The following is a 27,000-nucleotide window of genomic DNA, read 5'->3' on the forward strand; positions in this document are numbered from 1 at the left end:
GTCGCAGCCCCGCACTGTGCTTCGACGCGTCGTCGGACCGCACCGGACGCCGCGCCCGGCAACCCTCCGGCCACGGCTTGTGGCCGCGGCTTGCGGCCGCGGCACCCGCTGGCCGGTAGCCGTGCCGTCCGTCGGCCGCGGCGCCGGTGCCGGGGGCTCCGCCGCCGGGGCCGGCCCCGCCCTGCGGGCACCCCGGCGCCCGCGGCGCACCCCTGTGGGGCGCCATCGGCCGGACTCCGGCCCCGCCGGCGTGCGGGGCGTGCGGGGCGTGCGGGGTCTGGGACGGAGTCCCGCGGGCCGGGCCCCAGGTGCCCCCCGGGGTCAGGCGGCAGCGACCAGCTCACGCTCCCGCGCCGCCGGGACGAACGCCACCCCGCGGCGGTCCACCCGCAGCCGCAGGTTGCCCACGCGGGCCAGGACCACCGCGATCGCCGCGGAGGCGAGCAGCGAGATCGCGCCGCCCGCGGCCATGCCGGTCCGCGCGCCGTAGGTGTCCGTGATCCAGCCCAGCAGCGGGGCGCCGAGCGGGGTGCCGCCGGTGAAGACCATCATGAACAGGGCCATGACCCGCCCCCGCATCTCGGGGTCGGTCGCCATCTGCACGCTGGAGTTCGCCGTCACGTTGACCGTCAGGCCGAAGACGCCGATCGGTACGAGCAGCGCGGCGAACAGCCAGAAGCCGGGTGCGAAGGCGGTCACGAGCAGCAGGCCCGAGAAGAGCACGGCCGCCGTCACCAGCAGCCGCAGCCGGGAGTGGCCGCGCCGGGCCGCGAGCAGGGCGCCCGCCAGGGAGCCGACCGCGATCAGGGTGTTGAACAGCCCGTAGGTGCCCGCGTCCCCGTGGAAGACGTCGCTCACGAACGCCGACAGCCAGATGGGGAAGTTGAACCCGAAGGTGCCGATGAAGCCCACGAGCACGATCGGCCAGATCAGCTCCGGCCGGCCGGCGACGTAGTGCAGGCCTTCGCGGAGCTGCCCCTTGGCGCGGGGCCGGGGCTCGACGGGGTGCAGTTCCGCCGTGCGCATCATCAGGAGACCGGCGACGGGCGCGGCGAAGGACAGTCCGTTCAGCAGGAAGGCCCAGCCGGAGCCGACGGCGGTGATCAGTACACCGGCGATCGCCGGGCCGACCAGCCGAGCGGACTGGAAGTTGGCCGAGTTCAGGCTGACGGCGTTGGCGAGCTGCGCCTTGCCGACCATCTCCGGGACGAAGGTCTGCCGCGCCGGGTTGTCCACGACGGTGACCAGGCCGAGCAGGAACGCGGCGAGGTAGACGTGCCAGACCTGGACGTGTCCCGCCAGGGTCAGCGCGGCGAGGGCGATTCCCGTCAGGCCCATCGCGCTCTGTGTGGCGACCAGCAGGGGCCGCTTCGGCAGCCGGTCGGCGAGTACGCCTCCGTAGAGGCCGAACATCAGCATCGGCAGGAACTGCAGGGCGATGGTGATGCCGACGGCGGACGCGGAGCCGGTCAGGGAGAGGACCAGCCAGTCCTGCGCGATGCGCTGCATCCAGGTGCCGGTGTTCGAGACGGCCTGACCGGTCGCGAAGAGCCGGTAGTTCCGGATCTTCAGCGAGCTGAACATCCCCCGGCCGCTGCCGGGAGGTGCCGCTGGGCTCTTGCCCGCGGGGTTGCCCGCCGGTGTCCCAGCGGGGGTGGATATGTGGCCGGGTGCGGAGTCTGCTCCGTTTCCCGTACTCAAAAGCGTTCGCCTCCTGGCGTCGTTCCTACAGGTGCGCGAGCTTCTCCAGGACGGGTGCGGCCTCGCGCAGCTTGGCCCATTCGTCCTCGGTCAGCTCGGCCGCGAGCCCGGCCAGGAAGGCGTTGCGCTTGCGGCGGCTCTCTTCGAGCATCGCCTCGGCTTCCTCCGTCTGGCGGACCACCTTCTGGCGGCGGTCGTCCGGGTGCGGCTCCAGCGTGACCAGTCCCTTGGCCTCCAGCAGCGCGACGATGCGTGTCATCGACGGCGGCTGTACGTGCTCGCGCCGGGCCAGCTCGCCAGGCGTGGCCTGGCCGCAGCGGGCGAGGGTGCCGAGGACCGACATCTCGGTCGGGCTCAGCGACTCGTCGACGCGCTGGTGCTTCAGGCGCCGGCCCAGTCGCATGACGGCGGAGCGGAGGTCGTTCACGGCGGCAGCGTCGTCGCCATGGGAAAGGTCGTGCATGTCTTTAGAGTAACTCATTACCCAACCTAAATAACACCGCTTATGGTCCGTCACTCGTACGGGTGAGTCGGCGGTGGAAAGTGACACGCGTCCGTACCCTCTGCCCCGACTCTTTCGGCATGGGGACACATGTGCTGAGCATGCGCATAGACGGGGAGCTCCTCGACAGGCTCCGGACTCATGCCGCCAAACGCGGAATGAGCGTCCAGGACTATGTGGTCCGGACGCTCATTCGCGACGACTTCGACGAGCGCTTGGGCGCGGCCGTCGACGAGACAGAGAAGTTCTACGGGCTCACCTGATCACGTGCGACCGGGTGGGGCGCAGGCGGGGCTCACGTGAGGCCGAGCGCCGGCATCGCGTAGTAGAAGACGAACACGGCCGACACGACGTACATGGCCGCCGGGACCTCGCGGCCGCGGCCGGTCGCCAGGCGCAGTGCGCAGAAGCTCACGAAGCCGATGCCGATGCCGTTGGTGATCGAGTAGGTGAAGGGCATCGTCACCATGGCCAGGAAGGCCGGGACGGCGATGGTGAAGTCGCTCCAGTCGATGTCCTTGACCGAGCCCGCCAGGATCAGGAAGCCGACCGCCACCAGGGCGGGGGTGGCCGCCTGGGAGGGGACCATGGTGGCGAGCGGGGTCAGGAACAGCGCCACGGCGAAGAGGCCGCCCGTCACGACGTTCGCCAGGCCCGTACGGGCGCCCTCGCCGACCCCGGCCGTGGACTCCACGAAGCAGGTGGTGGCGGAGGAGGAGGTCGCGCCGCCGGAGGCGACGGCCAGGCCGTCGATCAGCAGGACCTTGTTGATGCCGGGGAAGTCGCCGTTCTTGTCGATCAGCTTCGCCTCGTCGCCGACGCCCAGGATCGTGCCCATCGCGTCGAAGAAGCAGGACAGCAGCACGGTGAAGACGAAGAGGAGGCCGGTCAGCATCCCGACCTTGCCGAAGCCGCCGAACAGGCTCACCTGGCCGACGAGCCCGAAGTCGGGCGCGGCCACCGGGTTGCCCGGCCACTCGGGGACGGTCAGGCCCCAGGCCTCGTTCGGCAGCTCGGTGATCAGCTGGACGCCGACCGCGACGACGGTCATCACCACGATGGAGATCAGGATCGCGCCCGGCGTCTTGCGGATCAGCAGGGCGAGGGTGAGCAGCACGCCGACGACGAAGATCAGCACGGGCCAGCCGTGCAGGTGGCCGTTGCTGCCGAGCTGGAGCGGGACGGTGGTGTGCGCGGCGTCCGGGATGCGGGAGACGAAGCCCGAGTCGACCAGGCCGATCAGCATGATGAACAGGCCGATGCCGATCGCGATGCCCTTGCGCAGGCCCACCGGGACGGCGTTCATGACCCGCTCGCGCAGGCCGGTGGCGACGAGCAGCATCACCACGAAGCCGGCCAGGACCACCATGCCCATGGCGTCGGCCCAGCTCATGCGCGGGGCGAGCTGGAGCGCGACGACCGTGTTGACGCCGAGGCCGGCGGCCAGCGCGATCGGGACGTTGCCGATGACGCCCATGAGGAGCGTGGTGAAGGCGGCCGTCAGGACGGTGGCGGTGACGAGCTGGCCGCCGTCGAGCTGGTGCCCGTACATGTCCTTCGCGCTGCCCAGGATGATCGGGTTCAGCACGATGATGTAGGCCATCGCGAAGAAGGTCGCCAGGCCGCCGCGGACCTCACGGGCGACGGTCGAACCGCGCTCGGAGATCTTGAAATAGCGGTCCAGGCCCGACGGTCCCTGGGGGGAGGGCTCCGGGAGGGGGGCCGCGGTGGCGGGCGCGGAGGTGGGGGCCGGAGTGCTCATACGGTCCTCATTGGGTGGTTCATACGAAGAAAATGGGCCACGCCCACATCGTTTCAGTATGAACACATGAACGAAGGAGCGTCCATCTCCGCGCGTAGACAACGAATCCGCGCACCTAGACTTGCCGTATGGCGAAATGGACTGCGAAGCACGAGGCGCCCGAGCCCCTGGAGGGGCCGGTCGTCGCCACCGTCACCGGCGGCACGATCCTCTGGTTCGCCATGTTCGTGGTCCAGCTCCCCTTCTACGGCTGGTTCGCCGACCGGGGACTGCTGTGGTGGGTCTGGACCTGCGCGGCCGGCGGCTTCCTCGGCCTGATCGGCATCTGGTACGTCCGCGGCCGCGACGCCGCCCTCAAGCGCCACGCCGCGGAGCGGGCCGCCGGGGCCGCGCGGACGGAGCCCGGACCGCAGGCCGGCCAGTAGCCTCCCCGGCGCGCTACCGGGGCCTCCCCGGGCGCGCTACCGGGGGACGATTCGGGTCATCCTGAGGTCGGATCTTCCGCCCTCTCGGCGGGTGAAGCCCCGAAACCCCCCTTACCGTCGAAAGCATGACGCAGCGGGCGAGGATCGATCAGGACGGGCCGGACCGGGGCGGCGCCGCCATCGACGCGGGGGCCGAGCTCGACCCGGTCCACCCGGTGCGGCTGCCCGCGCCGCGGTTCAGGCCCGCCGGGCTGACCACCACCGAGGTCGCCGAGCGCGTCGCGCGCGGTGAGGTCAACGACGTCCCCGTCCGCAGCAGCCGCGCCACGATCGACATCGTCCGCGGCAACGTCTTCACCCGGTTCAACGCGATCATCGGCGTGCTCTGGGTGATCATGCTCTTCGTCGCCCCGATCCAGGACAGCCTCTTCGGCTTCGTGATCATCGCGAACACCGGCATCGGCATCGTCCAGGAACTGCGCGCCAAGAAGACCCTCGACGGCCTCGCCGTCATCGGCGAGGCCAAACCGAGTGTCCGCCGCGACGGCCGGACCGCCGAGATCTCCACCTCCGAGATCGTCCTCGGCGACGTCATCGAACTCGGCCCCGGCGACAAGGTCGTCGTCGACGGGTCCGTCGGTGAGGCCGACGGCCTGGAGATCGACGAGTCCCTGCTCACCGGTGAGGCCGACCCCGTCCTGAAGAAGCCCGGCGACCAGGTCATGTCCGGCTCCTTCGTCGTCGCGGGCGGCGGCGCCTTCACCGCCACCAAGGTCGGCCGCGAGGCCTACGCCGCCCAGCTGGCCGAAGAGGCCTCCCGCTTCACGCTCGTCCACTCCGAGCTGCGCACCGGCATCTCCACCATCCTCAAGTACGTCACCTGGATGATGATCCCGACCTCGATCGGCCTGATCATCAGCCAGCTGATCGTCAAGGACGACAACTTCAAGGACGCCATCGCCCGGACCGTCGGCGGTATCGTCCCGATGATCCCCGAGGGCCTCGTCCTCCTCACCTCCGTGGCCTTCGCGATCGGCGTCATCCGGCTCGGCCGCAAGCAGTGCCTGGTCCAGGAGCTGCCCGCCATCGAGGGCCTCGCCCGCGTCGACGTGGTCTGCCTCGACAAGACCGGCACCCTCACCGAGGGCGGCATGGACGTCACCGAGCTCCGCGCGCTCGGCGGCACGGACCCGGCGTACGTCAGGAAGGTGCTCGGCGCCCTCGGCGAGTCCGACCCCCGGCCCAACGCCAGCCTCCAGGCGATCATCGACGCCTACCCCGACAGCGCGGAGTGGCGCTGCACCGAGTCGCTGCCGTTCTCCTCGGCCCGCAAGTACAGCGGCGCCAGCTTCAGCGAGGGCGACGGCGAGAACAACACCTGGCTGCTCGGCGCCCCCGACGTGCTCCTCCCCGCCGGGGACCCGGCCCTCGACGAGATCGACGGCCTCAACGAGCAGGGCCTGCGGGTCCTCCTGCTGGCCCGGTCCGCCCTCGAACTGGACGACGCGGCCGTCGCCACCGGTGCCCGGCCGACCGCCCTGGTCGTCCTGGAACAGCGGCTGCGCCCCGACGCCGCCGACACGCTGCGCTACTTCGACGACCAGGACGTCAAGGCCAAGGTCATCTCCGGCGACAACGCCGTCTCCGTGGGCGCGGTCGCCGGCAAGCTGGGCCTGCCGGGCGCGGAGAACACCGTCGACTCCCGGGGGCTCCCCACCGAACGGGACGACATGGCCAAGGTCCTCGACGAGAACTCCGTCTTCGGACGGGTCAGCCCGCAGCAGAAGCGGGACATGGTCGGCGCCCTCCAGTCCAAGGGCCACACGGTCGCGATGACCGGCGACGGCGTCAACGACGTGCTCGCCCTCAAGGACGCCGACATCGGCGTGTCCATGGGCTCCGGCTCGGAGGCCACCCGCGCCGTCGCCCAGATCGTCCTCCTCAACAACAGCTTCGCCACCCTCCCCTCGGTGGTCGCCGAAGGCCGCCGGGTCATCGGCAACATCACCCGGGTGGCCACCCTCTTCCTCACGAAGACGGTCTACTCGGTGCTGCTGGCCATCCTCGTGGTCTGCTCGCAGGTCGAGTACCCGTTCCTGCCCCGCCACCTGACACTGCTGTCCACGCTCACCATCGGCATCCCGGCCTTCTTCCTGGCCCTGGCCCCGAACAAGGAGCGGGCGCGGCCGCACTTCGTGAAACGCGTCATGCGGTACGCGATCCCGGGCGGAGCGATCGCGGGGACCGCCACCTTCGTGACGTACCTGATCGCGCGCCACCACTACACCGGCCCCGGCGCCATCCAGGCCGAGACCAGCGCGGCGACCCTCACGCTGTTCCTGACCTCGATGTGGGTCCTGGCGATCATCGCCCGCCCGTACACGTGGTGGCGCGTCGGACTGGTCGGCGCGATGGGCGGCGCCTTCCTGCTCGTGCTGGTCGTGCCGTGGCTCCAGGACTTCTTCCAGCTCAAGCTGGAGGGCGTGACGATGCCGTGGATCGCGGTGGCCGTCGCCGCGGGCGCCGCGACCCTGATCGAGTTCACGTTCCACTGGGTGAACCGGAGGTTCCCCGCGTAACGGGCGGAGACCACAGCTCTGGAGTACGCCCTCTCCTGAACCGTGCCCCTCCCGCCCACGGGCGGGAGGGGCACTTTCGTGCGTCCGGGCTCAGCCCTTCTCGCCCATGGCCGCCCGCAGCCAGTCGAGAGTGCCCTGCCCGAGAAGCTCGTCGGCGAGACGCCGGCCGGTCTCCGTCGTGAGCCGCGCCCGACTGTTGTCGATCCACCGCTGAGCGGCCGCGTATCCCTGGGCCTTGTACTCGATCCCCTGGAGCATGCACTCCAGCTTGTCCGCATCGCGCGCGCAGAGCGCTTCCGGCGAGTCCTTCCCCTCGTACTCGGCGACCAGTTCCTGGATCGCCGACGCGAGTACGTCGGGCATCCCCGCGGTCTGGTCGGCGGTCACCGCCTGCGGGTCGACGCTCGTCGCGTACTTCTTCCCGAGGTGGTTGACGTCTCCGGTGCGGGTCTCCTGCGTGTCGTGCCACACGGCGAGGAAGGAGGCGCGTGCGGGGTCGGCACCCTCCAGCTTCGCGATGATCGACGCGATGAGCGACGTCCGCCAGGAGTGCTCCGCGACGCTCTCGGGGTCGTTGACGCCGGCCATCCACCAGCCTGTGCGGCGGCTGTGCTTGAGCGTGCCGGCCTCGTAGAGGAAGTGCGCCACCGCGGACAGGTCGTCAGCCACTGTGTCTCCTTCTTACGCCTCGGCGAGGCGGATCGCGTACCGGATGCCCTCCAGCTCTCGGCGCGCACGCGCCGTGGCCGTGGTGCAGCTACCTGTCTACCCGGGCCGCCCGCAATTGCGCTCCGATACGGAATCCGGGGCTGCGAGCCGGGCCGGTACGGCAGCGTCCTGCGAGACTTCCGGGGCTTCGTGCGCACGGTGCGCCCGGAGGTGGAGGAGGGGATCCGACGATGGGCCGGCTCTGGGACAAGTACACGGGCACCAGGTACCCCGGCAGCGGGGTCAGGCCGCTGCCCGCCGTGGAGGTCCGGGACGCGCTGCTCGCGCTGAACGGGCCGGACGTGCGGTTCGTCGTACGCAACGGCACCCCGGAGGAAGGCGCCGACCTGGTGGCGGACTGCCGGGTCCCGGAGATGGACGTGACCCTCAGGATCCGCATGCGCCTGGTCGCCGCCAAGCGCGAGGTGCGCGCCCTCGACGAGCGGTGGGAGCCGTCGCACGAGTCCGGCAGGCAGTACTCCCGTGGGCCGGGGACGGCGGTGTACAAGCAGTGGGATGCCAAGAAGGGGCCGGACGGCCGCCGGGCGGAAACGTTCCGCTTCGACACGCGGGAGGTGAAGGAGCCCCTGCGGAACACGGTCCTCGCCGCGGGATGGACCTGGCGCGGAGTCGTGTTCGGGCTCTGACCGGCCCGCCGGGGTCTCCCGGGGCGGGCCGGTCGGCGCAGAGCTAGTCGAACCAGCGGTCGCGCGCCAGTTCCGCCGTGCGGGACGGGTCCTCCAGGAGGGCCGCCACCTCGAAGCGGCGGGGCCACTGGCCCGCCGACCATGCAAGGCCCGCCGCGACGCCCTCCAGGGTGGAGGCGTGAAGGGTGCCGTCCGGGGTGCGGCGCCAGTCCAGTTCGGTGCCGCCCGCGATCAGTTCCTCGTGCTCGACGTAGGTGTACGGGGTCGAGGGGCCCAGCAGGATGCGGACCGGCTCCGGGACCTCGTGCTCCTCGCCCGGGGTGGTCACCTCCGCCGGAACCGTCTCCGAGAGCCGCCGGACCTGGAGGAGGTCCGCCAGGTCGGCCGCCCGGGACGGGGCGACCGGGAGGAGGGGCAGGCCCACGGTCAGCGGGAGCAGGTCCGGGGCGTCGGCGATGACCGCGTCCGCCGCCTCCACCACGCGGACCTCGCCGTCCACCACCGCACGCAGTTCGTCCGGCAGGGTGACCTGCTCGGGGTCCAGGTCCGCCAGCGTGGTGTACAGGCCGTGCAGCTGGCGGCCCGTCACCTCCCGGTCCGGGTCGGCGAGGCGGCCCAGGAGCTCGGCCGCACCGCCCGGCTCGTCCAGCAGGGCCGCCACGGTGGTCCGTACGCCCAGCGCCCGCAGGACCTGCTCGTCCTCGAAGCCCGTGGCGTCCGCCGAGGTGTACAGGCCCTCCAGCAGCGGATCACCGCCGGCCGCGCGCAGGCCCGCCGGACGGCGCCCGTCGAGCACCGGGTGGTCGCGCAGCCACCACGCGGTGTACGGGCGCACGGACTGCGTGGTGCCGTCCGGGAGGAGGATGCGCACGGGCTGGGTCAGGGCGTCACGCAGCGGCGGCTGCGCCAGCATGGCCAGGGCCCGGGGCCAGCAGTCGTCGTCGACCAGGTCGAGGTCGCGTACCGCGACGAGCTCGGTCGCCACCGGCGGCACCGGGGTGTCCGGCAGCTGGTCCAGTACGTCCTCGCACCAGACGTCCACCGCGTCGAGCAGGCCCGCGTCGTCGGGTTCGGCGAAGTCCCCGTCACGCGGCTCCAGTTCGTCCGGGTCCAGGACCACGTCGGTGGCGCGCACCAGCTGGAAGGTGGCCAGTACCCCGCAGGCGGTGAGGGTGTCGGCGTCCCACCGGGAGGCCAGTTCGGCGTCGACGTACGGGACTTCGTCCTCGCGGATGACGGAGGCGAGCGGCGAGCCGGGCAGCAGCAGTTCGCCCGCCGGGGTCAGCTCCCCGTCCTCGTCCGGGAGGGCCAGCGCGCCCAGCCAGGGCTCGTCGCCCGGGGCCAGACCGGCGTCGCGGACCAGGCCCAGGACCACGTCGGCCAGCTCCTCCGGGTCCAGGGCGTCCTCGTCCCAGATCTCGCCCGCGTCCAGCGATCCGGCGACGGCGGCCCGGACCTGCGGGGTCGTGAGCACCGCGCGCGGCGTCGCGGGCAGGGCCCCGAGCTTCTCCAGCAGCGGGTGCGCCGCGTCGGGATGGGCCACCTTCAGCCCCAGCCGGGCCAGGTCCGCGGGGGTGTCCGCGTACGGGAGGAGGACGTGGCGCGGCCCGATCGTCGTACGCCCGTCGGCGAGCGGCACGGGCAGCCCGGACAGCCGGTCGGGGTCGACCCCGGCCAGGCTGTCGTAGAGCCGGTGCCACCAGTCGGGGGTCCGCTCGATGCCCGCGATCCGCTCGATGGCATCGCCCAGCGGGAGCCGGCCCACGCCCAGGGTGCGCAGTTCGGGGCGGCGCTCCAGACCGGCCGGGAGCAGGGTCGGCAGGACCTCGGCGAGGACCCGTACGGTGTCGGCGCCCGCGCCCTCCACGACCTCGGCCTCGAAGGGGCGCAGCGCGTTGCGTTCCTCCGCGTGCTCGGGCGGCGCGGCGGGGGCGAGGAAGGCCGTGCGGGGCAGGCGCCGGAGGATGGCCGCGCGCAGGGAGCCGTCCAGCTCGCCCTTGCCGAGCGGGCCGGGCACCAGGTCCACGAGGCCGGTGGTCACCGGGTCCCAGGCGCCGAGGAGTTCGGCGTACGCGTCGGCGGCGCGCTCCACGAGGAAGTCGGTCAGCGGCCCCGGCGCGGGATGCCGGCGGGAGGTGTCCAGCGGCAGGGTCGCGATGAGCAGGGCCGGGATGCCCAGCGGCTCGTCGGTCGGGGTCGGGGCGTGCACCACCGGCGCGGTGGCCGGGTGCAGCGGGGCGCCGTCGGTGTCGACGGGCACCGCCCAGGACACCGACCAGGCCGGCCGCAGCCGCTCCTCCACGGGCCGGTCGGCGAGCAGGGCCCGCTCGATGGGGCCGCCGTGGCGGACGGTGCGCCAGCGGTTCGTCCCCGACCGGGAGTCCTCGATGACGGTGTACGGGCCCTCGTCGCGCCGGTACAGCGTGCGGCTGCTGCCGCCCGCGCCGTCCGACGGTGTCTCGATGACGACCTCGCGCAGCCCCGGCAGGGTGAGCAGCAGGGCGTCGTCGACGCCGGCGAGGAGCCGCTCCGCCAGGTCCTCGGCGGCGGCGTCGCGCAGGGGGAGGACCACCACGGTGTCGTAGCCCTCGGGCGCGGTGCCCTCGGCGGGCAGGGGGAGCCGCAGCAGCGGGACGTGGCCGTCGCGGCGGCGCAGTTCGTCGCCGAGGCCGGGGCTGCCGACGGCGGCTTCGCGGGCCAGCTCGCGGGCCTCGGCCAGGGACCAGCGGACGCCGCCGTGGCGGCCGAGCACCGCGGGTTCGTCACAGACGGCGAGGACGGCGGCGAAGCCGACGCCGAAGCGGCCGACGGTGTCGCCCGAGCCGGCCCCGGATTCGCGCTTGGCGGAGGCGCGCAGGGTGCTCAGGGACTCCACGCCCGTGGCGTCGAGCGGGGCGCCGGTGTTGGCGACGGCCAGCACCGCGTGCCCGCCCTGCCCCGGGTGCAGGGTGAGCCGCAGCCGGCCCGGTACCCCCGCCCGGGCCGCGGCGTCGGCGGCGTTCTGCGCCAGCTCGACGACGAGCCGGTCGCGGTAGCCGCCGAGGGCCAGGTCCTCCTCGGCGTTGGCGTCCTCCCGGAACCGGGCCGGGCCCGCGCCCCAGGAGTCGAGCACCCCGCGCCGCAGCCGGGCCGTGCCGAAGGGGTCCACACCGTTCTGGGCCGCCGTCACTCGCACGCTCACGCCGCTGCCTCCAAGAATTGCCGTACCCGAAATCCTGAAGGTAGCGCGTACGGGGCCGCGTCCTCCCGGTGAGGTGGGCGAACACCACCCCGTGGGTACGACGCAGCCCCCGTTGACGGGAGTCACCGGGGGCTGCGAGCGGGACTGCTAGAGCTTTTCGATCACGTAGTCGATGCAGGCGGTCAGTGCCTGCACGTCCGCCGGGTCGATCGCCGGGAACATCGCGACGCGCAGCTGGTTGCGGCCGAGCTTGCGGTACGGCTCGGTGTCCACGATCCCGTTGGCGCGCAGCACCTTGGCGACGGCCGCCGCGTCGATGTCGTCCGAGAAGTCGATCGTGCCGATGACGGCGGAGCGCTTGTCGGCGTCCACGACGAACGGGGTCGCGTACTTCGACGCCTCGGCCCAGCCGTACAGGTTGCGCGCGCTGGCCGCCGTCCGGCCGGTCGTGAACTCCAGACCGCCCTGGCCGTTCATCCACTCCAGCTGCTCGTTCAGCAGGAAGAGGGTCGACAGCGCCGGGGTGTTGTACGTCTGGTTCTTCAGCGAGTTGTCGATCGCCGTCGGCAGCGAGAAGAACTCCGGGATGTGCCGGCCGGAGGCGTGCACGCGCTGCGCGCGCTCCAGGGCGGCCGGGGAGAACGCGGCCAGCCACAGGCCGCCGTCGGAGGCGAAGGACTTCTGCGGGGCGAAGTAGTAGACGTCGGTCTCGGTGATGTCCACCGGCAGACCGCCGGCACCCGAGGTCGCGTCCACCAGGACGAGGGCCCCCTCATCAGCACCGTCGGCGCCCGCGACGCGCTTGACCGGCGCGGCGACACCCGTCGAGGTCTCGTTGTGGGTGTACGCGTACACGTCCACGCCCGCCTCGGCGGCCGGCTCGGGGTGCGTGCCCGGCTCCGAGGAGATCACGGACGGCGCGTCCAGCCACGGCGCGAGCTTGGCGGCCTTGGCGAACTTGGAGGAGAACTCGCCGAAGGTGAGGTGCTGGGACTTCTGCTCGATCAGCCCGTGGGTCGCGATGTCCCAGAAGGCGGTGGAGCCGCCGTTGCCCAGGATCACCTCGTAGCCCTCGGGGAGGGAGAAGAGGTCCCGGAGCCCCTGGCGCACCGAGCCGACCAGGTTCTTGACCGGGGCCTGGCGGTGCGAGGTTCCGAGCAGGGAGGTTCCGGTGGCGGCGAGGGCGTCCAGCGCCTCGGTCCGCACCTTGGAGGGGCCCGCGCCGAAGCGTCCGTCGGCGGGCTTGATGTCAGCGGGAATCTGGATCTCGGCCACAAGCGGAGCGTATCGGTTCCAGGTCCGTGCGTCGGAGCCGCGTCCACCCGGTGAGACGCAGCCGATGGTGGGACGCTGGAGGACGTGACGTCACCCGGGGAGCTGGAACGGACATTGCGGGCGGGGCTGCGCGGGGAGGTGGACTTCGGGGCCGCGGCACGGGCGCTGGTGACCATGGACGCCTCCAACTACCGGCGCGTCCCGGTGGGCGTGGTGGCCCCGCGCGACGCCGAGGACGTGGCGGCCGCCCTGCGCGTGTGCGCCGACGCCGGGGTCCCGGTCGTCCCGCGCGGCGGCGGGACCTCCATCGCCGGGCAGGCGACGGGGACCGGGGTGGTGCTCGACCTCACCCGGCACATGGACGCCCTGGTGTCGGTCGACCCGGCCGCGCGCACCGCCGTGGTCCAGCCCGGGCTGGTGCTCGACCGGCTGCGGGACGCGGTGCGCCCGTACGGACTGACCTTCGGGCCCGACCCCTCCACACACTCCCGCTGCACCCTCGGCGGCATGATCGGCAACAACGCGTGCGGCGCCCACTCGGTCGCCTGGGGGACCACCGCCGACAACGTGGCCGAGCTGGCCGTGACGGCGTACGGGGGCTCCTCGTACCGGATCGGGACCGGCTGGGCGGGGGCTCCGGCGGGGCTGCGGGAGCTGGTCGGCGCGAATCTGGCCCTCCTGCGCACGGGGATGGGCGGCGGCTCGGGGGGCGCCTCCGGCACGGCCCGCTTCTCGCGGCGGATCTCCGGCTACGGCGCTCTGGACGCCCTGCTGCCCGAGCGGGGGGTGGACCTGGCCCGGGCCTTCTGCGGGAGCGAGGGCACGCTCGGGGTGGTGACCGAAGCCGTGGTGCGCCTGGTGGAGGCGCCGCGCGCGCCGGTGCTCGCGGTGCTCGGGTACGCGGACGAGAGCGCGGCGGCGGACGCGGCGGCGGGGTTGCTCGCCTACCGCCCGCTGACCGTGGAGGGGATGGCGCAGGACCTGGTCAGGGGCGTGGGAGGGCTGCCGCGGGGCGGGGCGTGGCTGTTCGTGGAGATGGCCGGCGAGGGCGGCGCGCGGGCGCTGGTGCGGGGCGCCGACGCGCTCGACGCGGTGGTGGTCACTGACCCGGCGGGGCAGCGGGCCCTGTGGCGGATCAGGGAGGACGCGGCCGGCACGGCGACGCGGCTGCCGGGCGGGGAGATGGCCTGGCCGGGGTGGGAGGACTGCGCGGTGCCGCCGGCCCGGCTGGGGGCGTACCTGCGGGAGTTCCGCGCCCTGCTGGCGTCGTACGGGCTGCGCGGATCGCCGTACGGGCACTTCGGCGAGGGCTGTGTCCACGTGCGGATCGACTTCGACCTGGCGTCGGCGGACGGCGTGGCCCGCTTCCGGGCCTTCTCCGTCGACATGGCGGATCTGGTCGTCGCCCACGGGGGCTCGCTGTCGGGGGAGCACGGGGACGGGCAGGCGCGGGCGGAACTGCTGCCGAGGATGTACGGGCACGACGTGGTCCGGCTCTTCGGCGCGTACAAGGACGTGTGGGACCCGGCGGGCGGGATGAACCCGGGGATCCTGGTCCGGCCGGCGCGCCTGGACGAGAACCTCCGCTTCGCCGTGCTGCCGCGGACCTCCTTCGCGGGTGAGGTCGCCCGGTGCGTCGGTGTCGCGAAGTGCCGGTCCGCGGACGTCGGCGGGCCGGGGGTGATGTGCCCGTCGTACCGGGCCACCGGGGAGGAGCGGCACTCCACGCGGGGCCGGGCCCGGCTGCTGCACGAGATGCTGGCCGGGGAGGTCGTGCGGGACGGCTGGCGCTCGGCGGAGGTCGCCGGGGCGCTGGACCTGTGCCTGGGCTGCAAGGGGTGCCTCAGCGACTGCCCGGTCGGCGTGGACATGGCCTCGTACAAGTCGGAGTTCCTGTACCGCCACTGGGCGGGCCGCGTCCGTCCGCTCGCCCACTACACGCTGGGCGGCCTGCCGCGGTGGCTCCGCCTGATCGCCGCGCTGCGGATGGCGGGCGTCGTGAACGCGGCGGGACGGCTGCTTCCGGTGCCGGGCGTGGCGCGGGAACGGGCGCTGCCGGAACTGGCGGCCGAGCCGTTCACCCGCTGGTGGCGGACCGGTGCCGGGGCCCTGCGCGACGCGCTGCCGCCGGGGCACGTGCCGGCCCTGCCCGGGGGTCCCCCCGGACGGAGTCCGGGGGAGTTCGAGGCGCGGGTCCGGGCAGAGCCCGGAGGCCGCCCGCGGGGCACCGCACCCACGGCCGCCCCCACCGTCACGCTCTGGCCGGACACGTTCACGCAGTACCTGGCCCCCGAGGCCGGCCGCGCGGCGGTGCGGGTCCTGGCGGCCGCCGGCCTGGAGGTGTCCGTCCCCCGGGACGGCGTGTGCTGCGGCCTGACCTACCTCTCCACCGGCCGCCTCGGCCGCGCCCGCAAGGTCCTGCACCGCACCCTGGACGCCCTCGGCGAGGTCCGCGGACCCGTGCTCGTCCTGGAGCCCAGCTGCGCCGCGGCCCTGCGCACCGACCTGCCCGCCCTGCTTCCGGGGGACCCCCGGGCCCGGCGGCTCGCGTCAGCCGTCCGCACCTTCGCCGAGACCCTGGAGGAGTACGCCCCCCACTGGCGGCCGCCCCGCCTCGACCGGCCGGTGGCCGGCCAGACCCACTGCCACCAGCACGCGGTCCTCGGCGACGCCGCCGACCGGCGGCTGCGCGAGCGCGCGGGCCTGGTGGGCGAGCTCAGCGGCGGCTGCTGCGGCCTGGCCGGGAACTTCGGCTTCGAGCCGGGCCATCACGAGGTGTCGGTGGCGTGTGCCGAGGAGCAGCTCCTGCCGTCGCTGCGCGCGGCCCCGGGGGATGTACTGGTCCAGGCCGACGGGTTCTCGTGCCGTACGCAGATCGCGCAGCTGGGCGGGGTCCGGGCCCGCCACCTGGCAGAACTCCTCGCGGAAGGGCTGTAAGGGGCCGTCCTGTAAGGCAAGACATACAGCAGCACTCCTTACGACCCTCTAATCTGGAGAAATGCCCGCATCCTCGTCCTCGTCCCCGGCACCCGCGGCCCCGGGGGCGCCCGCAGCCCCGGCGGTGGCGCCGGCCGCCGAGGCCGGCGCCGCCGCGGCGGCCGCCGTCCCGCAGTCCGGCGGGGGCTCCCGTTTCGGGCCCGTCGCGCTGGTGGTCTCGGCGGGGGTCTCGGTGCAGTTCGGCGCCGCCCTCGCGGTCATGGTCATGCCGAGGGTCGGGGCGGCGGGCGTGGTCACCCTGCGCCTCGCGGCCGCCGCGCTCGTGCTGCTGGCCCTGTGCCGCCCCAAGGTCCGCGGCTACGTCCGCGCCGACTGGGGCACGGTGGTCGCCTTCGGCGTGGCCATGGCGGGCATGAACGGCCTCTTCTACCAGGCCATCGACCGCATCCCGCTCGGCCCGGCCGTCACCCTTGAGGTGCTCGGGCCGCTCGCCCTCTCCGTCGTCGTCTCCCGGCGCCCGGTGAACGTGCTGTGGGCGGGTCTGGCCCTGGCCGGTGTCGTGCTGCTGTCCAGTCACGGCGGGGGCGGCTTCGCCGGTCTCGACCCGCTGGGCGCGGCCTTCGCGCTCGGGGCGGGCGCGATGTGGGCGGCGTACATCGTGTTCAGCGCGCGGACGGGCCGCCGCTTCCCGCAGGCCGACGGACTGGCCCTGGCGATGGCGGTGGCCGCGGTGCTCTCGCTGCCGCTGGGCATCGCCGAAGCCGGCTCCGGCCTGCTGGTCCCGAGCACCCTGGCGCTGGGCGCCGGCGTGGCCGTGCTGTCCTCCGTGCTCCCGTACACCCTGGAACTGCTGGCCCTGCGAAGGCTTCCCGCGCCGACCTTCGCGATCCTGATGAGCCTGGAGCCGGCCATCGCGGCCACCGCGGGCTTCCTCGTCCTGGACCAGGCCATGTCCGCCCTGGACGCCGCGGCCATCGCGCTGGTGATCGCGGCCAGCATGGGCGCGGTCCGCGCGCAGACCCGGAAGCGGACCCCGGACCGGGCCCGGGGGCGGGCCGCCTGATGGACGCCGTCACGTACCTGGCCGGGGTCCCGGAGGCCCGCCGCCCGGCCCTGACCAGGCTGCGAGAGCTGTGCCTGGCCGAACTGCCGGGCTTCGCGGAGGTCATCGCGTACGGCATGCCGGCGTACGTGCGGTCCGGTGAGCAGGCCGCGGAGATCGCCTGGGCGAACCAGAAGCAGTACGTCTCCTTCTACCTGCTGCGCACGGACGTCCGCGACGCCTTCGCGGACCGGCTGGCCGCCCACGACATGGGCAAGGGCTGCCTCCGCTTCCGTCGCACGGACGGGATCGACTTCGACCTCCTGCGCGACCTCCTGCGCGCGACGGCCGCGGCCGGTCCGGGCACGGTCTGCTGACGGGCCCGGCACCACGGCGGCGGCCTACCCGGGCACGGTCTGCTACCCGGGCACGGTCTGCTCGGCGACCCGCGCGAGGTAGGCGGCGGAGCCGACGGTGACGGGGAGCACGATCCACTCCGGCACGTCGTAGGCGTGGGCGGACCCGACCCCCTCGGCGAGGGCCGGCAGCCGCTCGCGCGTCGTTTTGTAGGAGACGCGCCACTCCGTGGCGCTCTCCAGGCTCCCCTGCCACCGGTAGACGGCGGTGACGGGCGGGTCGATGTGTGCGCAGGCCGCCAGCCGCAGCTCCACGGCACCCCGCGCCGGTTCCGCCGCCCTCAGCTCGTCGTCGATGGCCGTCTGCGCGATCACGATCGCGGTCTCGGCCGCGGTCTCGGTGCCTGTGTCGGTGCCTGTGTCGGTGTCGGTCGCCACGGTCGCCCTCCTGCATCGGTGCCCCGACCCTGACCGCGGGCCCCGTCGGCCAGGGGACCGGCCGGCGGGGCCGGCCCCGCCCTATCCGAGCGGCAGGTCCAGGTACGAGGGCGTCGTCTCCGGTGAGGTGAACGCCAGCGTCGCACGCGGCAGGTTGGCATCGCCGTAGAAGGGGTCGCGGGCGTCGATCACCAGCATCAGCCGGTTGCCGCGCGGGACGTCGTACGCCGTGGCCTGGAGCTCGATGTCCGCGCTGATCAGGCTGTCGGGCGCCGAGTCGAGGTCGGAGAACGGGGCGTGCGTGACGATGTGGGCCGAGCCGTCGGGCGCCGTGTCGAGGAGGTAGGCGACGAAGGTGGACCCGGGGTTGGCCGCCCGGTACGTCACGCGCAGTCTCGGTGTGCCGCGCAGCCGGGTGGTCTCCGGCGCCGGGGCCGAGGCCCACACCGCGGCGACGGAACGCTCGATGTCGTCCGTCGGGTAGACCTTCGGCCGGCCGGCCATCTCCGCGTAGCCGGCCGTGACGACCGCGTCGGCGACGGTCGCCGGGGTGTCCATCCCGCACACCACGGTCGCCGTCCAGCCGGCCTCGGGCTGCTCCGCCAGTTCCCCGCCGCCCGCCAGGTGCAGCCGGTGAACGTGCTCGGTGAGGGAGGGCCAGGTCGGACGGGGTTCGAGGGTCCTGCTCCACATGACCTCGCTGAGCACCTCGCCCTCGTCGGCGACGCCGTTGTCGATCCCCTTGAGGTGGTGGTCGAACCAGCGGTGGGCGTCCGTCCAGATCCGGTTGGGCATGCCGAACATGCCGGACGACTCGGGCCCGGAATGGTCTCCGACGGACAGGACCAGGCGCTTGGGGCCGGTCAGCTCGTTGAACGTCTTCAGGGTCTGGTTGGGCGGGAAGAGCGTCTCGTGCCAGGCGTGCGCGTAGAGGACCGGCACCCCGCGCCGGTTGAGCTCCTTGACGTGCGTGAAGGGCGAGCGCGACTCCGCCCAGGCCAGGGTGCCCTGGGCGTCGCGGCCGGCGAGGACGTTGTCGAAGACGCTCTGCGTCTGCGGGCTCAGCCGCGCCTTCGCGGCCGCCTCGAGCAGGGCCCGTACGGCTTCGACGCGGCGCGTGGAGTTCTCGTAGAACGCCTCCCCGAGATCGCCCCAGCTGCTGAGCGCGACCACCGCGTCGACCCGGGTGTCGTGCGCGGCGACCAGCTGGCTGATGCCCGCGCCGTACGAGTCCCCGAGGAAGCCGATCCCCGTCACCGGCCCGGCGCTGCGCTCGACGAGGTGGTCCAGGGCGCGGCTGCCGTCGGCGACGTCCAGCGGGCCCGCCACCTCCACCTGGCCCTCGGAGGCGGCGAAGCCGCGGGTCGTGTAGGCGAGGACGTTGTAGCCGCGGGCCGCGAAGAGGGTGGCCTGGACGGCGTACACGAGCCAGCCCAGGCCGGTCCAGGGCGAGGGCATCACGATCAGCGGGCGCGGCTGGATCCCGGTGTGGAGCCAGAGCGCGGCGTCGAGCGCATCCCCGTCCGCGCCGGTCACCTTGCCGCGGCCGAAGACGGCGGCGGAGCGGAAATCGGCGACCTCGGCGGCGCGGGCGGGGGCGAGACCGGTGACGTCGCCGCTCTCCAGGGCGGTGACGAAGGCGCCGAGGGCGGTCGCGTCGAGTTCGGGATGGAGGGAGAAGGGGGTTCGGGCGGCTTGAGTCACGTCTGTTCATCCTCTTCGTCGTCGTCTGCGTCGAGTGACATGAACGTGTGCTTGCGCGCGCGATCGAGGTCGCGTGTTCGCCCGGGCCCGGAGCGGAACGTCCAGTATCGACGGGACATCCGGTGACGTTTCGCGAGTTTCCGGCTTACGGCCTGAATCGCCCCCTGCGTGCCGGGTGGGGGCGGCGGCGCGGGACCAGCCCCCTTCCTCGTCGGCGTCAACTCCCCTTTTCCTGGGCTGGGTTGGCGCGGGTGGCGGGAACGCGCCGCCGTCCGGCCAAATCATGCAAGCATGCTTGATTGTTTTCGCCGAGGCTGCCAGTCTTCCCCTCACGCCGAGAGGGGAGCACGCCGTGCCCGATCCGTCCGCCGTCGATGCCACCGCCGCCGTCTTCGCCGATCTGCGCGAGGAGGGCCTTGAACTGGACACCCTGGTAGGGCAGTTGCCGGACCCCGACTGGGCCCGGCCCACCCCCGCGCCGGGCTGGAGCATCGCCCACCAGATCGCCCACCTGCACTGGACCGACCGGGCCGCGCTGCTCTCCCTCACCGACGCCGACGGCTTCGGCCGCATGGTCGAGGAGGCCCTGAAGGCCCCCGACTCGTTCGTCGACGAGGGCGCGGCGGAGGGCGCGGGACTACCGCCCGCCGAACTGCTCGCCCGCTGGCGCTCCGGCCGCGCCGCCCTCGACGAGGCCCTCGGCGCGGCCTCACCCGACACCCGCTTCCCCTGGTACGGGCCGCCGATGAAGGCCGCCTCCATGGCCAGCGCCCGGCTGATGGAGACCTGGGCGCACGGCCAGGACGTCGCCGACGCGCTCGGCGTCCGCCGCACCCCGACCGACCGGCTGCGGCACGTGGCCCGGATCGGCGTACGGGCCCGCGACTACGCCTTCGCCGTACGCGCACTGCCCGCGCCCGCCGGGGAGTTCCGGGTGGAGTTGACGGCGCCCGACGGCACGGACGTGTGGACGTACGGCCCGCCGGACGCCCCGCAGCGGATCACGGGCCCGGCGCTCGACTTCTGCCTCCTGGTGACCCAGCGGGCCCACCGCACCGACCTGGCCCTGACCGCGACCGGCGCCGACGCGGACCGCTGGCTCGGCATCGCCCAGGCCTTCGCGGGCCCGGCGGGCCCCGGCCGCGAGCCGGGAGCCTCGCGGTGACCCGCCGCCCGCTGCGCGTCGGCAACGCCTCCGGCTTCTACGGGGACCGCTTCGACGCCCTGCGAGAGATGCTGACCGGCGGCGAGCTGGACGTGGTGACCGGGGACTACCTGGCCGAGCTGACCATGCTGATCCTCGGCCGCGACCGCCTGAAGGACCCGGACCTCGGCTACGCCAAGACCTTCCTGCGGCAGCTGGAGGAGGGACTCGGGCTCGCGCACGAGCGCGGCGTACGGATCGTCACGAACGCCGGCGGGCTGAACCCGGCCGGACTGGCCGGCGCCGTACGGGCGCTGGCGGCCAAGGCCGGGGTCCCCGTCCGCGTCGCGCACGTCGAGGGCGACGACCTGATGCCGTACGGGGAAGGGGCGCTCATCGCCAACGCCTACCTCGGCGGCGCCGGGATCGCCGCCTGCCTGCGGGCGGGCGCGGACGTGGTCGTGACCGGCCGGGTCACGGACGCGGCGCTGGTCAGCGGCCCGGCGGCCTGGTGGTTCGACTGGGCGCCGGACGACTACGACCGGCTGGCGGGGGCGGTCGTCGCGGGCCACGTCCTGGAGTGCGGAACCCAGGCCACCGGCGGGAACTACTCCTTCTTCACCGCGCACGACGTCCGCCGCCCGGGCTTCCCCCTGGCGGAGATCTCCGCGGACGGCTCCTCGGTGATCACCAAGCACCCGGGCACGGGCGGGGCCGTCACCACCGGGACGGTCACGGCCCAGCTCCTCTACGAGACCCAAGGGGTCCGTTATCTCGGCCCGGACGTGACGGCCCGCCTGGACACGGTCCGGCTGACCGAGGAGGACACCGACCGCGTCCGTATCTCGGGTGTGCGCGGCGAGGCTCCCCCGCCCTCCCTCAAGGTGGGCGTCACCCGCATCGGCGGCTGGCGCAACGAGGTGGTCTTCGTCCTGACCGGCCTGGACATCGAGGCGAAGGCGGAGCTGGTCCGCGCCCAGCTCTGCGCAGCCCTGGAGGGCGTGGCCGACGCGGTGTGGACCCTGTCCCGCACGGACCACGAGGACGCCCCGACACAGGAGACGGCCGGCGCCCTCCTGCGCCTGGTGGTCCGCGACCCCTCCCCGGACCGTGTGGGCCGCGGCCTGACCTCGGCGGCGATCGAACTCGCCCTGGCCAGCTACCCGGGATTCCACGTCACCGCCCCGCCCGGACCGGCCCAGCCCTACGGGGTGTTCACCTCGGCCCTGGTCCCGGCGGACTCGGTCCCCCACGTGGCGGTCCTGGCCGACGGCACCCGTCTGCCGGTCACCGCCGCGCGGAGCCTTCCCCTTCCCCCCACCCCGGCGCTGCCCGAAACCTCGGCCTGCGACCCCGCCGGCCGCCCCCGGGACTCCGCCCCGGCCCCGGCGGGGGCTCCGCCCCCGGACCTCCAGTGCTCGGTCCGGCCCCGGCCGAATGCGGCCCTGCCGACGGAGCCCCAGGTCCCGGCAACGGGCGGGGCGGGGGAGAGCCCCGCGGGGCCCACCACCCGCGCCCCCCTCGGGGCCGTGGCCGGAGCACGCAGCGGCGACAAGGGCGGTGACGCCAACGTCGGCGTATGGGTCGAGTCCGACGCGGCGTGGGCCTGGCTCGACCGCACCCTCACCGTCGAGCTGCTGCGGGAGCTGCTCCCCGAAACCCGGGACCTGCCCGTCACCCGCCACGCGCTGCCGCGACTGCGGGCCCTGAACTTCACCGTCACCGGCATCCTCGGCGACGGCGTCGCCTCCGGCCACCGGTTCGACCCCCAGGCCAAGGCCCTCGGCGAATGGCTCCGCGCCCGCCACCTCGACATCCCGTCCCACCTGCTGCCCACACCCGCCCCGGAGGGGACCGGCCCATGACCCGCCTCGGTACCACCGTCGACCCCCACGCCCCCGAGCACGCGCGGGCCCGTACCGCCGCGCTGGAGCGCCTGGCCGCGCTCGACGCCGAGCACGCCAAGGCCCTCGCGGGCGGCGGCGAGAAGTACACCGCCCGCCACAAGACCCGGGGCAAGCTCCTGGCCCGCGAACGCATCGAGCTGCTCCTCGACCCGGACACCCCGTTCCTGGAGCTGTCCCCGCTCGCCGCCTGGGGCAGCGACTACCCCGTCGGCGCCTCCATGGTCACCGGCATCGGCACGGTCGAGGGCGTCGAGTGCCTGGTCACCGCCAACGACCCGACCGTCCGCGGCGGCGCCAGCAACCCGTGGACCCTGAAGAAGGCCCTTCGGGCCAACGAGATCGCCCGGCAGAACCGCCTCCCCTGCATCAGCCTCGTGGAGTCCGGCGGCGCCGACCTGCCCTCCCAGAAGGAGATCTTCATCCCGGGCGGCGCGATCTTCCGCGACCTCACCCGGCTCTCGGCCGAGGGGATCCCGACCGTCGCCGTCGTCTTCGGCAACTCCACCGCCGGAGGCGCGTACGTCCCCGGCATGTCCGACCACACCATCATGATCAAGGACCGCTCCAAGGTGTTCCTCGGCGGCCCGCCGCTGGTCAAGATGGCCACCGGCGAGGAGAGCGACGACGAGTCCCTCGGCGGAGCCGACATGCACGCCCGCACCTCCGGCCTCGCCGACTACTACGCCCTCGACGAGCACGACGCGATCCGCCAGGCCCGCCGCGTCGTCGCCCGCCTGAACCACCGCAAGCCGCACGCGGACCCGCCGAAGGCCGACGAGCCCCTCTACGACCCCGACGAGCTCCTCGGGATCGTCCCGCCCGACCTCAAGACGCCCTTCGACCCCCGCGAGGTCATCGCCCGCATCGTCGACGCCTCCGACTTCGACGAGTTCAAGCCCCTCTACGGCACCAGCCTCGTCACCGGCTGGGCCACCCTCCACGGCTACCCGGTCGGCATCCTCGCCAACGCCCAGGGCGTGCTGTTCAGCGCCGAGTCGCAGAAGGCGGCCCAGTTCATCCAGCTCGCCAACCAGCGTGACATCCCCCTGCTCTTCCTCCACAACACCACCGGCTACATGGTCGGCAAGGAGTACGAGCAGGGCGGCATCATCAAGCACGGATCGATGATGATCAACGCGGTGTCCAACTCGCGCGTCCCCCACCTCTCCGTCCTGATCGGCGCCAGCTACGGCGCCGGCCACTACGGCATGTGCGGACGCGCCTACGAGCCCCGCTTCCTCTTCGCCTGGCCCAGCGCCAAGTCCGCCGTCATGGGCCCGCAGCAGCTCGCGGGCGTGCTCTCCATCGTGTCGAGGCAGTCCGCCGCGGCGAAGGGGCAGCCGTACGACGAGGAGGCGGACGCCGGGATGCGCGCCTTCGTCGAGGCGCAGATCGAGTCCGAGTCCCTGCCGATGTTCCTGTCCGGACGGCTGTACGACGACGGGGTCATCGACCCGCGCGACACCCGCACCGTCCTCGGCCTGTGCCTGTCAGCCGTCCACAACGCCCCCGTCGAGGGCGCCCGCGGCGGCTTCGGCGTCTTCCGGATGTGAGCCCGTACATGACCATGCCCAGCACACCCCTGTCGTCCGTACTGGTGGCCAACCGCGGCGAGATCGCCGTCCGCGTCTTCCGCAGCGCCCGCGCCCTGGGCCTGGCCACCGTGGCGGTCCACTCCGACCCGGACGCCGACGCCCTCCACGTCCGCACCGCCGACGCGGCCGTACGCCTCCCCGGCGCGGCGCCCGCCGACACCTATCTGCGCGGCGACCTGATCATCAAGGCCGCCCTCGCCGCCGGGGCCGACGCCGTCCACCCCGGCTACGGCTTCCTCTCCGAGAACGCCGGCTTCGCCCGCGAGGTCCAGGCCGCGGGGCTGACCTGGATCGGCCCGCCGCCCGAGGCCATCGAGGCCATGGCCTCCAAGACCCGCGCCAAGGACCTGATGCGCGCCGCCGGGGTCCCGCTCCTCGACCCCGTCGACCCGGCCGCCGCCACCGCCGCCGACCTGCCCCTCCTCCTGAAGGCCGCGGCCGGGGGAGGCGGCCGCGGGATGCGCGTCGTCCGCGGCCTCGACGCCCTGGAGGAGGAGCTGGAGGCCGCCCGCGCCGAGGCCCGCTCCGCCTTCGGTGACGGCGAGGTCTTCGCCGAGCCCTACGTGGAGCGCGGCCGCCACGTCGAGGTGCAGATCCTCGCCGACGCCCACGGCACCGTCTGGGCGCTGGGCACCCGCGACTGCTCCCTCCAGCGGCGCCACCAGAAGGTCATCGAGGAGGCCCCCGCGCCGGGCCTGCCGGACCGCCTGCGCGAGAGCCTCCACGAGGCCGCCGTCGCCGCCGCCCGCGCCGTCTCCTACCGGGGCGCGGGCACCGTCGAGTTCCTCGTCACCGCCGACGGGCGCCCGTACTTCCTGGAGATGAACACCCGGCTCCAGGTCGAACACCCCGTCACCGAAGCCGTCTTCGGCATCGACCTCGTCGCCCTCCAGCTGCGCGTCGCCGAGGGCGCGGCGCTGCCCCCGACCCCGCCCCCGCACACCGGCCACGCCGTGGAGGCCCGCCTCTACGCCGAGGATCCCGCCCAGGACTGGCGCCCCCAGACCGGGATCCTGCACACCCTCGCCGTCCCCGGCGAGGTCCGCGTGGACACCGGCTTCACCGACGGGGACACCGTCGGCATCCACTACGACCCCATGCTCGCCAAGGTCGTCGCCCACGCCCCCACCCGTGCCGAAGCCGTACGCGCCCTCGCCCACGCCCTCGCCGGAGCCCGCATCCACGGGCTCACCACCAACCGCGAGCTCCTCGTACGGTCCCTGCGCCACCCGGAGTTCACCGCCGGACGGCTCGACACCGGTTTCTACGACCGCCACCTCCCGGCCCTCACCGAGGCAGCGCCGGACGCCACCCTGTCCGCCCTGGCCGCGGCCCTCGCCGAGGCCGCCCCGGCCCCCGGCGCCCCGCTCGCCACCCGCCTGGGCGGCTGGCGCAACGTGCGCTCCCAGCCCCAGACCCGCCGCTACACGGCGGCCGGCACCGCGGCCACCGAGTACGAGGTCCGCTACCACCCGGTGGACCACCCGGGAGTCCGGGTCCTGGCCGCCAGTCCCACCCTCGTCACCCTCGAAGTCGAGGGGATCCGCCGCGTGTTCCACGTGAAACAAAATTCGAACAAGGGTGAGGTCTACGTCGACTCCACGCTCTGCGGATCCCACACCCTCACCCCCGTGCCCCGGTTCGCCGACCCCCAGGACCGCACCGAACCGGGCTCCCTGCTCGCCCCCATGCCCGGCACCGTCGTCCGCGTCGCCGAGGGCCTCGCTCCCGGCAGCCCCGTCACCGCCGGGCAGCCCCTGCTCTGGCTGGAGGCCATGAAGATGGAGCACCGCATCCTCGCTCCCGCCTCCGGCACGCTCACCGCGCTCCACGCCGCCACCGGCCAACAGGTCGAGTTCGGCGCCCTGCTCGCCGTAGTCCAGGAAGCACAGGAGGCACCGCAGTCATGAGTCCCGTCATCGAGACCGAAGAGCACAAGGCCCTGCGCACGGCGGTCGCCGCCCTCGGCCGGAAGTACGGCCGCGCGTACCTCGCCCGCCTCGCCCGCGAGGGCGGCCACCCCGACGAGCTGTGGGCCGACGCCGCCAAGCTCGGCTACCTCGGCGTCAGCCTGCCCGAGGAGTACGGCGGCGGAGGCGGCGGCATCGCCGAACTGTCCATCGTCCTCGAAGAACTCGGCGCCGCGGGCTGTCCCCTCCTCATGATGGTCGTCTCACCCGCCATCTGCGGCACGGTCATCGCCCGCTTCGGCACCGAGGCCCAGCGGCGGTCCTGGCTCCCCGGCCTCGCCGACGGCAGCCGCACCATGGCCTTCGGCATCACCGAACCCGACGCGGGCTCCAATTCCCACCGCATCACCACCACCGCCCGCCGCGACGGCGACGACTGGATCCTCACCGGCCGCAAGGTCTTCATCTCCGGCGTCGACATCGCCGACGCCACCCTCATCGTCGGCCGCACCGAGGACGCCCGCACCGGCCGCCTCAAGCCGTGCCTGTTCATCGTCCCCAGGGACACCCCCGGCTTCGCCCACTCGCCGATCGACATGGAACTCCAGGCGGCGGAGAAGCAGTTCGAACTGGCCCTGGACGACGTACGGCTGCCGGCCGACGCGCTGGTCGGAGGGGGCACCTCCCACGCCGAAGGCGTAGGGGGAGAGGACGCGGGGCTCCTCCAGCTCTTCGCCGGGCTCAACCCCGAACGCATCATGACCGCCGCCTTCGCCATCGGCATGGGCCGCTACGCCCTCGCCCGGGCCGTCGAGTACGCCAAGACCCGCCAGGTCTGGAAGGACCCCATCGGCGCCCACCAGGCCGTGGCACACCCTCTGGCCGCGGCCCACATCGAGCTGGAACTGGCCCGCCTGATGATGCAGAAGGCCGCGTACCTCTACGACGCGGGCGACGACATGGGCGCGGGCGAGGCCGCGAACATGGCCAAGTACGCCGCCGCCGAGGCCTGCGTGCGCGCGGTGGACCAGTCCGTCCACACCCTCGGCGGCAACGGCCTCACCCGCGAATACGGCCTGGCCTCCCTGGTCACCGCCGCCCGCGTGGCCCGCATCGCCCCGGTCAGCCGCGAGATGATCCTCAACTTCGTCTCCCACCAGACCCTGGGCCTCCCCAAGTCCTACTAG

General features: G+C 73.6%; 20 protein-coding genes. 12 read left to right on the plus strand and 8 right to left on the minus strand.

All coding sequences use genetic code 11. The features are described 5' to 3' along the window. Window positions 1-321 precede the first annotated feature (321 nt). Window positions 322-1,701, minus strand: coding sequence for an MFS transporter (locus ACFCZ1_RS10930; RefSeq protein WP_376678060.1), 1,380 nt, complete (start codon window positions 1,699-1,701; stop codon window positions 322-324). 25 nt (window positions 1,702-1,726) lie between these two features. Then, window positions 1,727-2,164, minus strand: coding sequence for a MarR family winged helix-turn-helix transcriptional regulator (locus ACFCZ1_RS10935; protein WP_267726860.1), 438 nt, complete (start codon window positions 2,162-2,164; stop codon window positions 1,727-1,729). 119 nt (window positions 2,165-2,283) lie between these two features. On the opposite strand from ACFCZ1_RS10935, the gene ACFCZ1_RS10940 reads away from it, so the two are divergent. Next, window positions 2,284-2,466 (plus strand): ribbon-helix-helix protein, CopG family, encoded by a 183-nt coding sequence (locus ACFCZ1_RS10940; protein ID WP_376678061.1) that lies wholly within the window; start codon window positions 2,284-2,286, stop codon window positions 2,464-2,466. 32 nt (window positions 2,467-2,498) lie between these two features. On the opposite strand, the gene ACFCZ1_RS10945 is transcribed toward ACFCZ1_RS10940, so the two are convergent. After that, window positions 2,499-3,965 (minus strand): NCS2 family permease, encoded by a 1,467-nt coding sequence (locus tag ACFCZ1_RS10945; protein WP_376678062.1) that lies wholly within the window; start codon window positions 3,963-3,965, stop codon window positions 2,499-2,501. 128 nt (window positions 3,966-4,093) lie between these two features. Here ACFCZ1_RS10945 and ACFCZ1_RS10950 point away from each other — a divergent pair, with 128 nt between their 5' ends. Then, entirely contained in the window at window positions 4,094-4,390 is a 297-nt protein-coding gene (locus ACFCZ1_RS10950) for a DUF2530 domain-containing protein (RefSeq protein WP_376678063.1), read from the plus strand. Between the two features lie 125 nt (window positions 4,391-4,515). Continuing rightward, the gene (locus ACFCZ1_RS10955) at window positions 4,516-6,969 is read left to right on the plus strand and encodes an HAD-IC family P-type ATPase (RefSeq protein WP_376678064.1); all 2,454 of its coding nucleotides are present in this window, start codon (window positions 4,516-4,518) and stop codon (window positions 6,967-6,969) included. A gap of 90 nt (window positions 6,970-7,059) precedes the next feature. Here the strand turns inward: ACFCZ1_RS10955 and ACFCZ1_RS10960 are convergent, their stop codons facing one another. After that, window positions 7,060-7,638 (minus strand): HD family hydrolase, encoded by a 579-nt coding sequence (locus ACFCZ1_RS10960; RefSeq protein WP_376678065.1) that lies wholly within the window; start codon window positions 7,636-7,638, stop codon window positions 7,060-7,062. A 230-nt stretch (window positions 7,639-7,868) separates the two neighbouring features. Here ACFCZ1_RS10960 and ACFCZ1_RS10965 point away from each other — a divergent pair, with 230 nt between their 5' ends. Beyond that, complete coding sequence (locus ACFCZ1_RS10965; protein ID WP_376678066.1) at window positions 7,869-8,324, plus strand: hypothetical protein; 456 nt, start codon at window positions 7,869-7,871, stop codon at window positions 8,322-8,324. 43 nt (window positions 8,325-8,367) lie between these two features. On the opposite strand, the gene ACFCZ1_RS10970 is transcribed toward ACFCZ1_RS10965, so the two are convergent. Both ACFCZ1_RS10970 and serC read right to left on the minus strand, forming a co-directional pair. Continuing rightward, window positions 8,368-11,499, minus strand: a complete 3,132-nt coding sequence (locus ACFCZ1_RS10970; RefSeq protein ID WP_376678247.1) for a sacsin N-terminal ATP-binding-like domain-containing protein — start codon at window positions 11,497-11,499, stop codon at window positions 8,368-8,370. A 153-nt stretch (window positions 11,500-11,652) separates the two neighbouring features. Then, entirely contained in the window at window positions 11,653-12,780 is a 1,128-nt protein-coding gene (serC, locus tag ACFCZ1_RS10975) for a phosphoserine transaminase (RefSeq protein WP_376678067.1), read from the minus strand. Between the two features lie 174 nt (window positions 12,781-12,954). On the opposite strand from serC, the gene ACFCZ1_RS10980 reads away from it, so the two are divergent. From ACFCZ1_RS10980 to ACFCZ1_RS10990, 3 genes are all read left to right on the plus strand, one after another. Next, window positions 12,955-15,717, plus strand: a complete 2,763-nt coding sequence (locus tag ACFCZ1_RS10980; RefSeq protein WP_376678248.1) for an FAD-binding and (Fe-S)-binding domain-containing protein — start codon at window positions 12,955-12,957, stop codon at window positions 15,715-15,717. Between the two features lie 61 nt (window positions 15,718-15,778). Continuing rightward, entirely contained in the window at window positions 15,779-16,780 is a 1,002-nt protein-coding gene (locus ACFCZ1_RS10985) for a DMT family transporter (protein WP_376678068.1), read from the plus strand. Then, entirely contained in the window at window positions 16,780-17,136 is a 357-nt protein-coding gene (locus tag ACFCZ1_RS10990) for an iron chaperone (protein WP_376678069.1), read from the plus strand. The genes ACFCZ1_RS10985 and ACFCZ1_RS10990 overlap by 1 nt, the downstream gene beginning before the upstream one ends. A 42-nt stretch (window positions 17,137-17,178) precedes the next feature. Here the strand turns inward: ACFCZ1_RS10990 and cutA are convergent, their stop codons facing one another. Then, the gene (gene cutA / locus ACFCZ1_RS10995) at window positions 17,179-17,553 is read right to left on the minus strand and encodes a divalent-cation tolerance protein CutA (RefSeq protein ID WP_376678070.1); all 375 of its coding nucleotides are present in this window, start codon (window positions 17,551-17,553) and stop codon (window positions 17,179-17,181) included. Window positions 17,554-17,634: 81 nt separating this feature from the next. Further along, window positions 17,635-19,257 carry a CocE/NonD family hydrolase gene (locus tag ACFCZ1_RS11000; RefSeq protein ID WP_376678071.1) on the minus strand — a complete coding sequence of 541 codons (1,623 nt, stop codon included), beginning with the start codon at window positions 19,255-19,257 and terminating at the stop codon, window positions 17,635-17,637. Between the two features lie 352 nt (window positions 19,258-19,609). Here ACFCZ1_RS11000 and ACFCZ1_RS11005 point away from each other — a divergent pair, with 352 nt between their 5' ends. From ACFCZ1_RS11005 to ACFCZ1_RS11025, 5 genes are read left to right on the plus strand one after another with little or no spacing between them, the layout of a single operon-like run. Next, window positions 19,610-20,422 carry a TIGR03084 family metal-binding protein gene (locus ACFCZ1_RS11005; protein WP_376678072.1) on the plus strand — a complete coding sequence of 271 codons (813 nt, stop codon included), beginning with the start codon at window positions 19,610-19,612 and terminating at the stop codon, window positions 20,420-20,422. Next, the gene (locus ACFCZ1_RS11010) at window positions 20,419-22,266 is read left to right on the plus strand and encodes an acyclic terpene utilization AtuA family protein (RefSeq protein ID WP_376678073.1); all 1,848 of its coding nucleotides are present in this window, start codon (window positions 20,419-20,421) and stop codon (window positions 22,264-22,266) included. The genes ACFCZ1_RS11005 and ACFCZ1_RS11010 overlap by 4 nt, the downstream gene beginning before the upstream one ends. Continuing rightward, on the plus strand, window positions 22,263-23,861 hold the full coding sequence (locus tag ACFCZ1_RS11015) for an acyl-CoA carboxylase subunit beta (RefSeq protein WP_376678074.1): 1,599 nt from the start codon (window positions 22,263-22,265) through the stop codon (window positions 23,859-23,861). Before ACFCZ1_RS11010 ends, ACFCZ1_RS11015 begins: the two co-directional genes overlap by 4 nt. Window positions 23,862-23,875: 14 nt before the next feature. Beyond that, complete coding sequence (locus ACFCZ1_RS11020) at window positions 23,876-25,813, plus strand: acetyl/propionyl/methylcrotonyl-CoA carboxylase subunit alpha (RefSeq protein WP_376678249.1); 1,938 nt, start codon at window positions 23,876-23,878, stop codon at window positions 25,811-25,813. Continuing rightward, a complete protein-coding gene (locus ACFCZ1_RS11025) occupies window positions 25,810-27,000 on the plus strand; it encodes an acyl-CoA dehydrogenase family protein (RefSeq protein ID WP_376678075.1) in 1,191 nt (396 codons plus the stop codon). Before ACFCZ1_RS11020 ends, ACFCZ1_RS11025 begins: the two co-directional genes overlap by 4 nt.

Origin of the sequence: Streptomyces sp. NPDC056224, from assembly GCF_042267665.1 — a bacterium.
GTDB lineage: Bacteria > Actinomycetota > Actinomycetes > Streptomycetales > Streptomycetaceae > Streptomyces.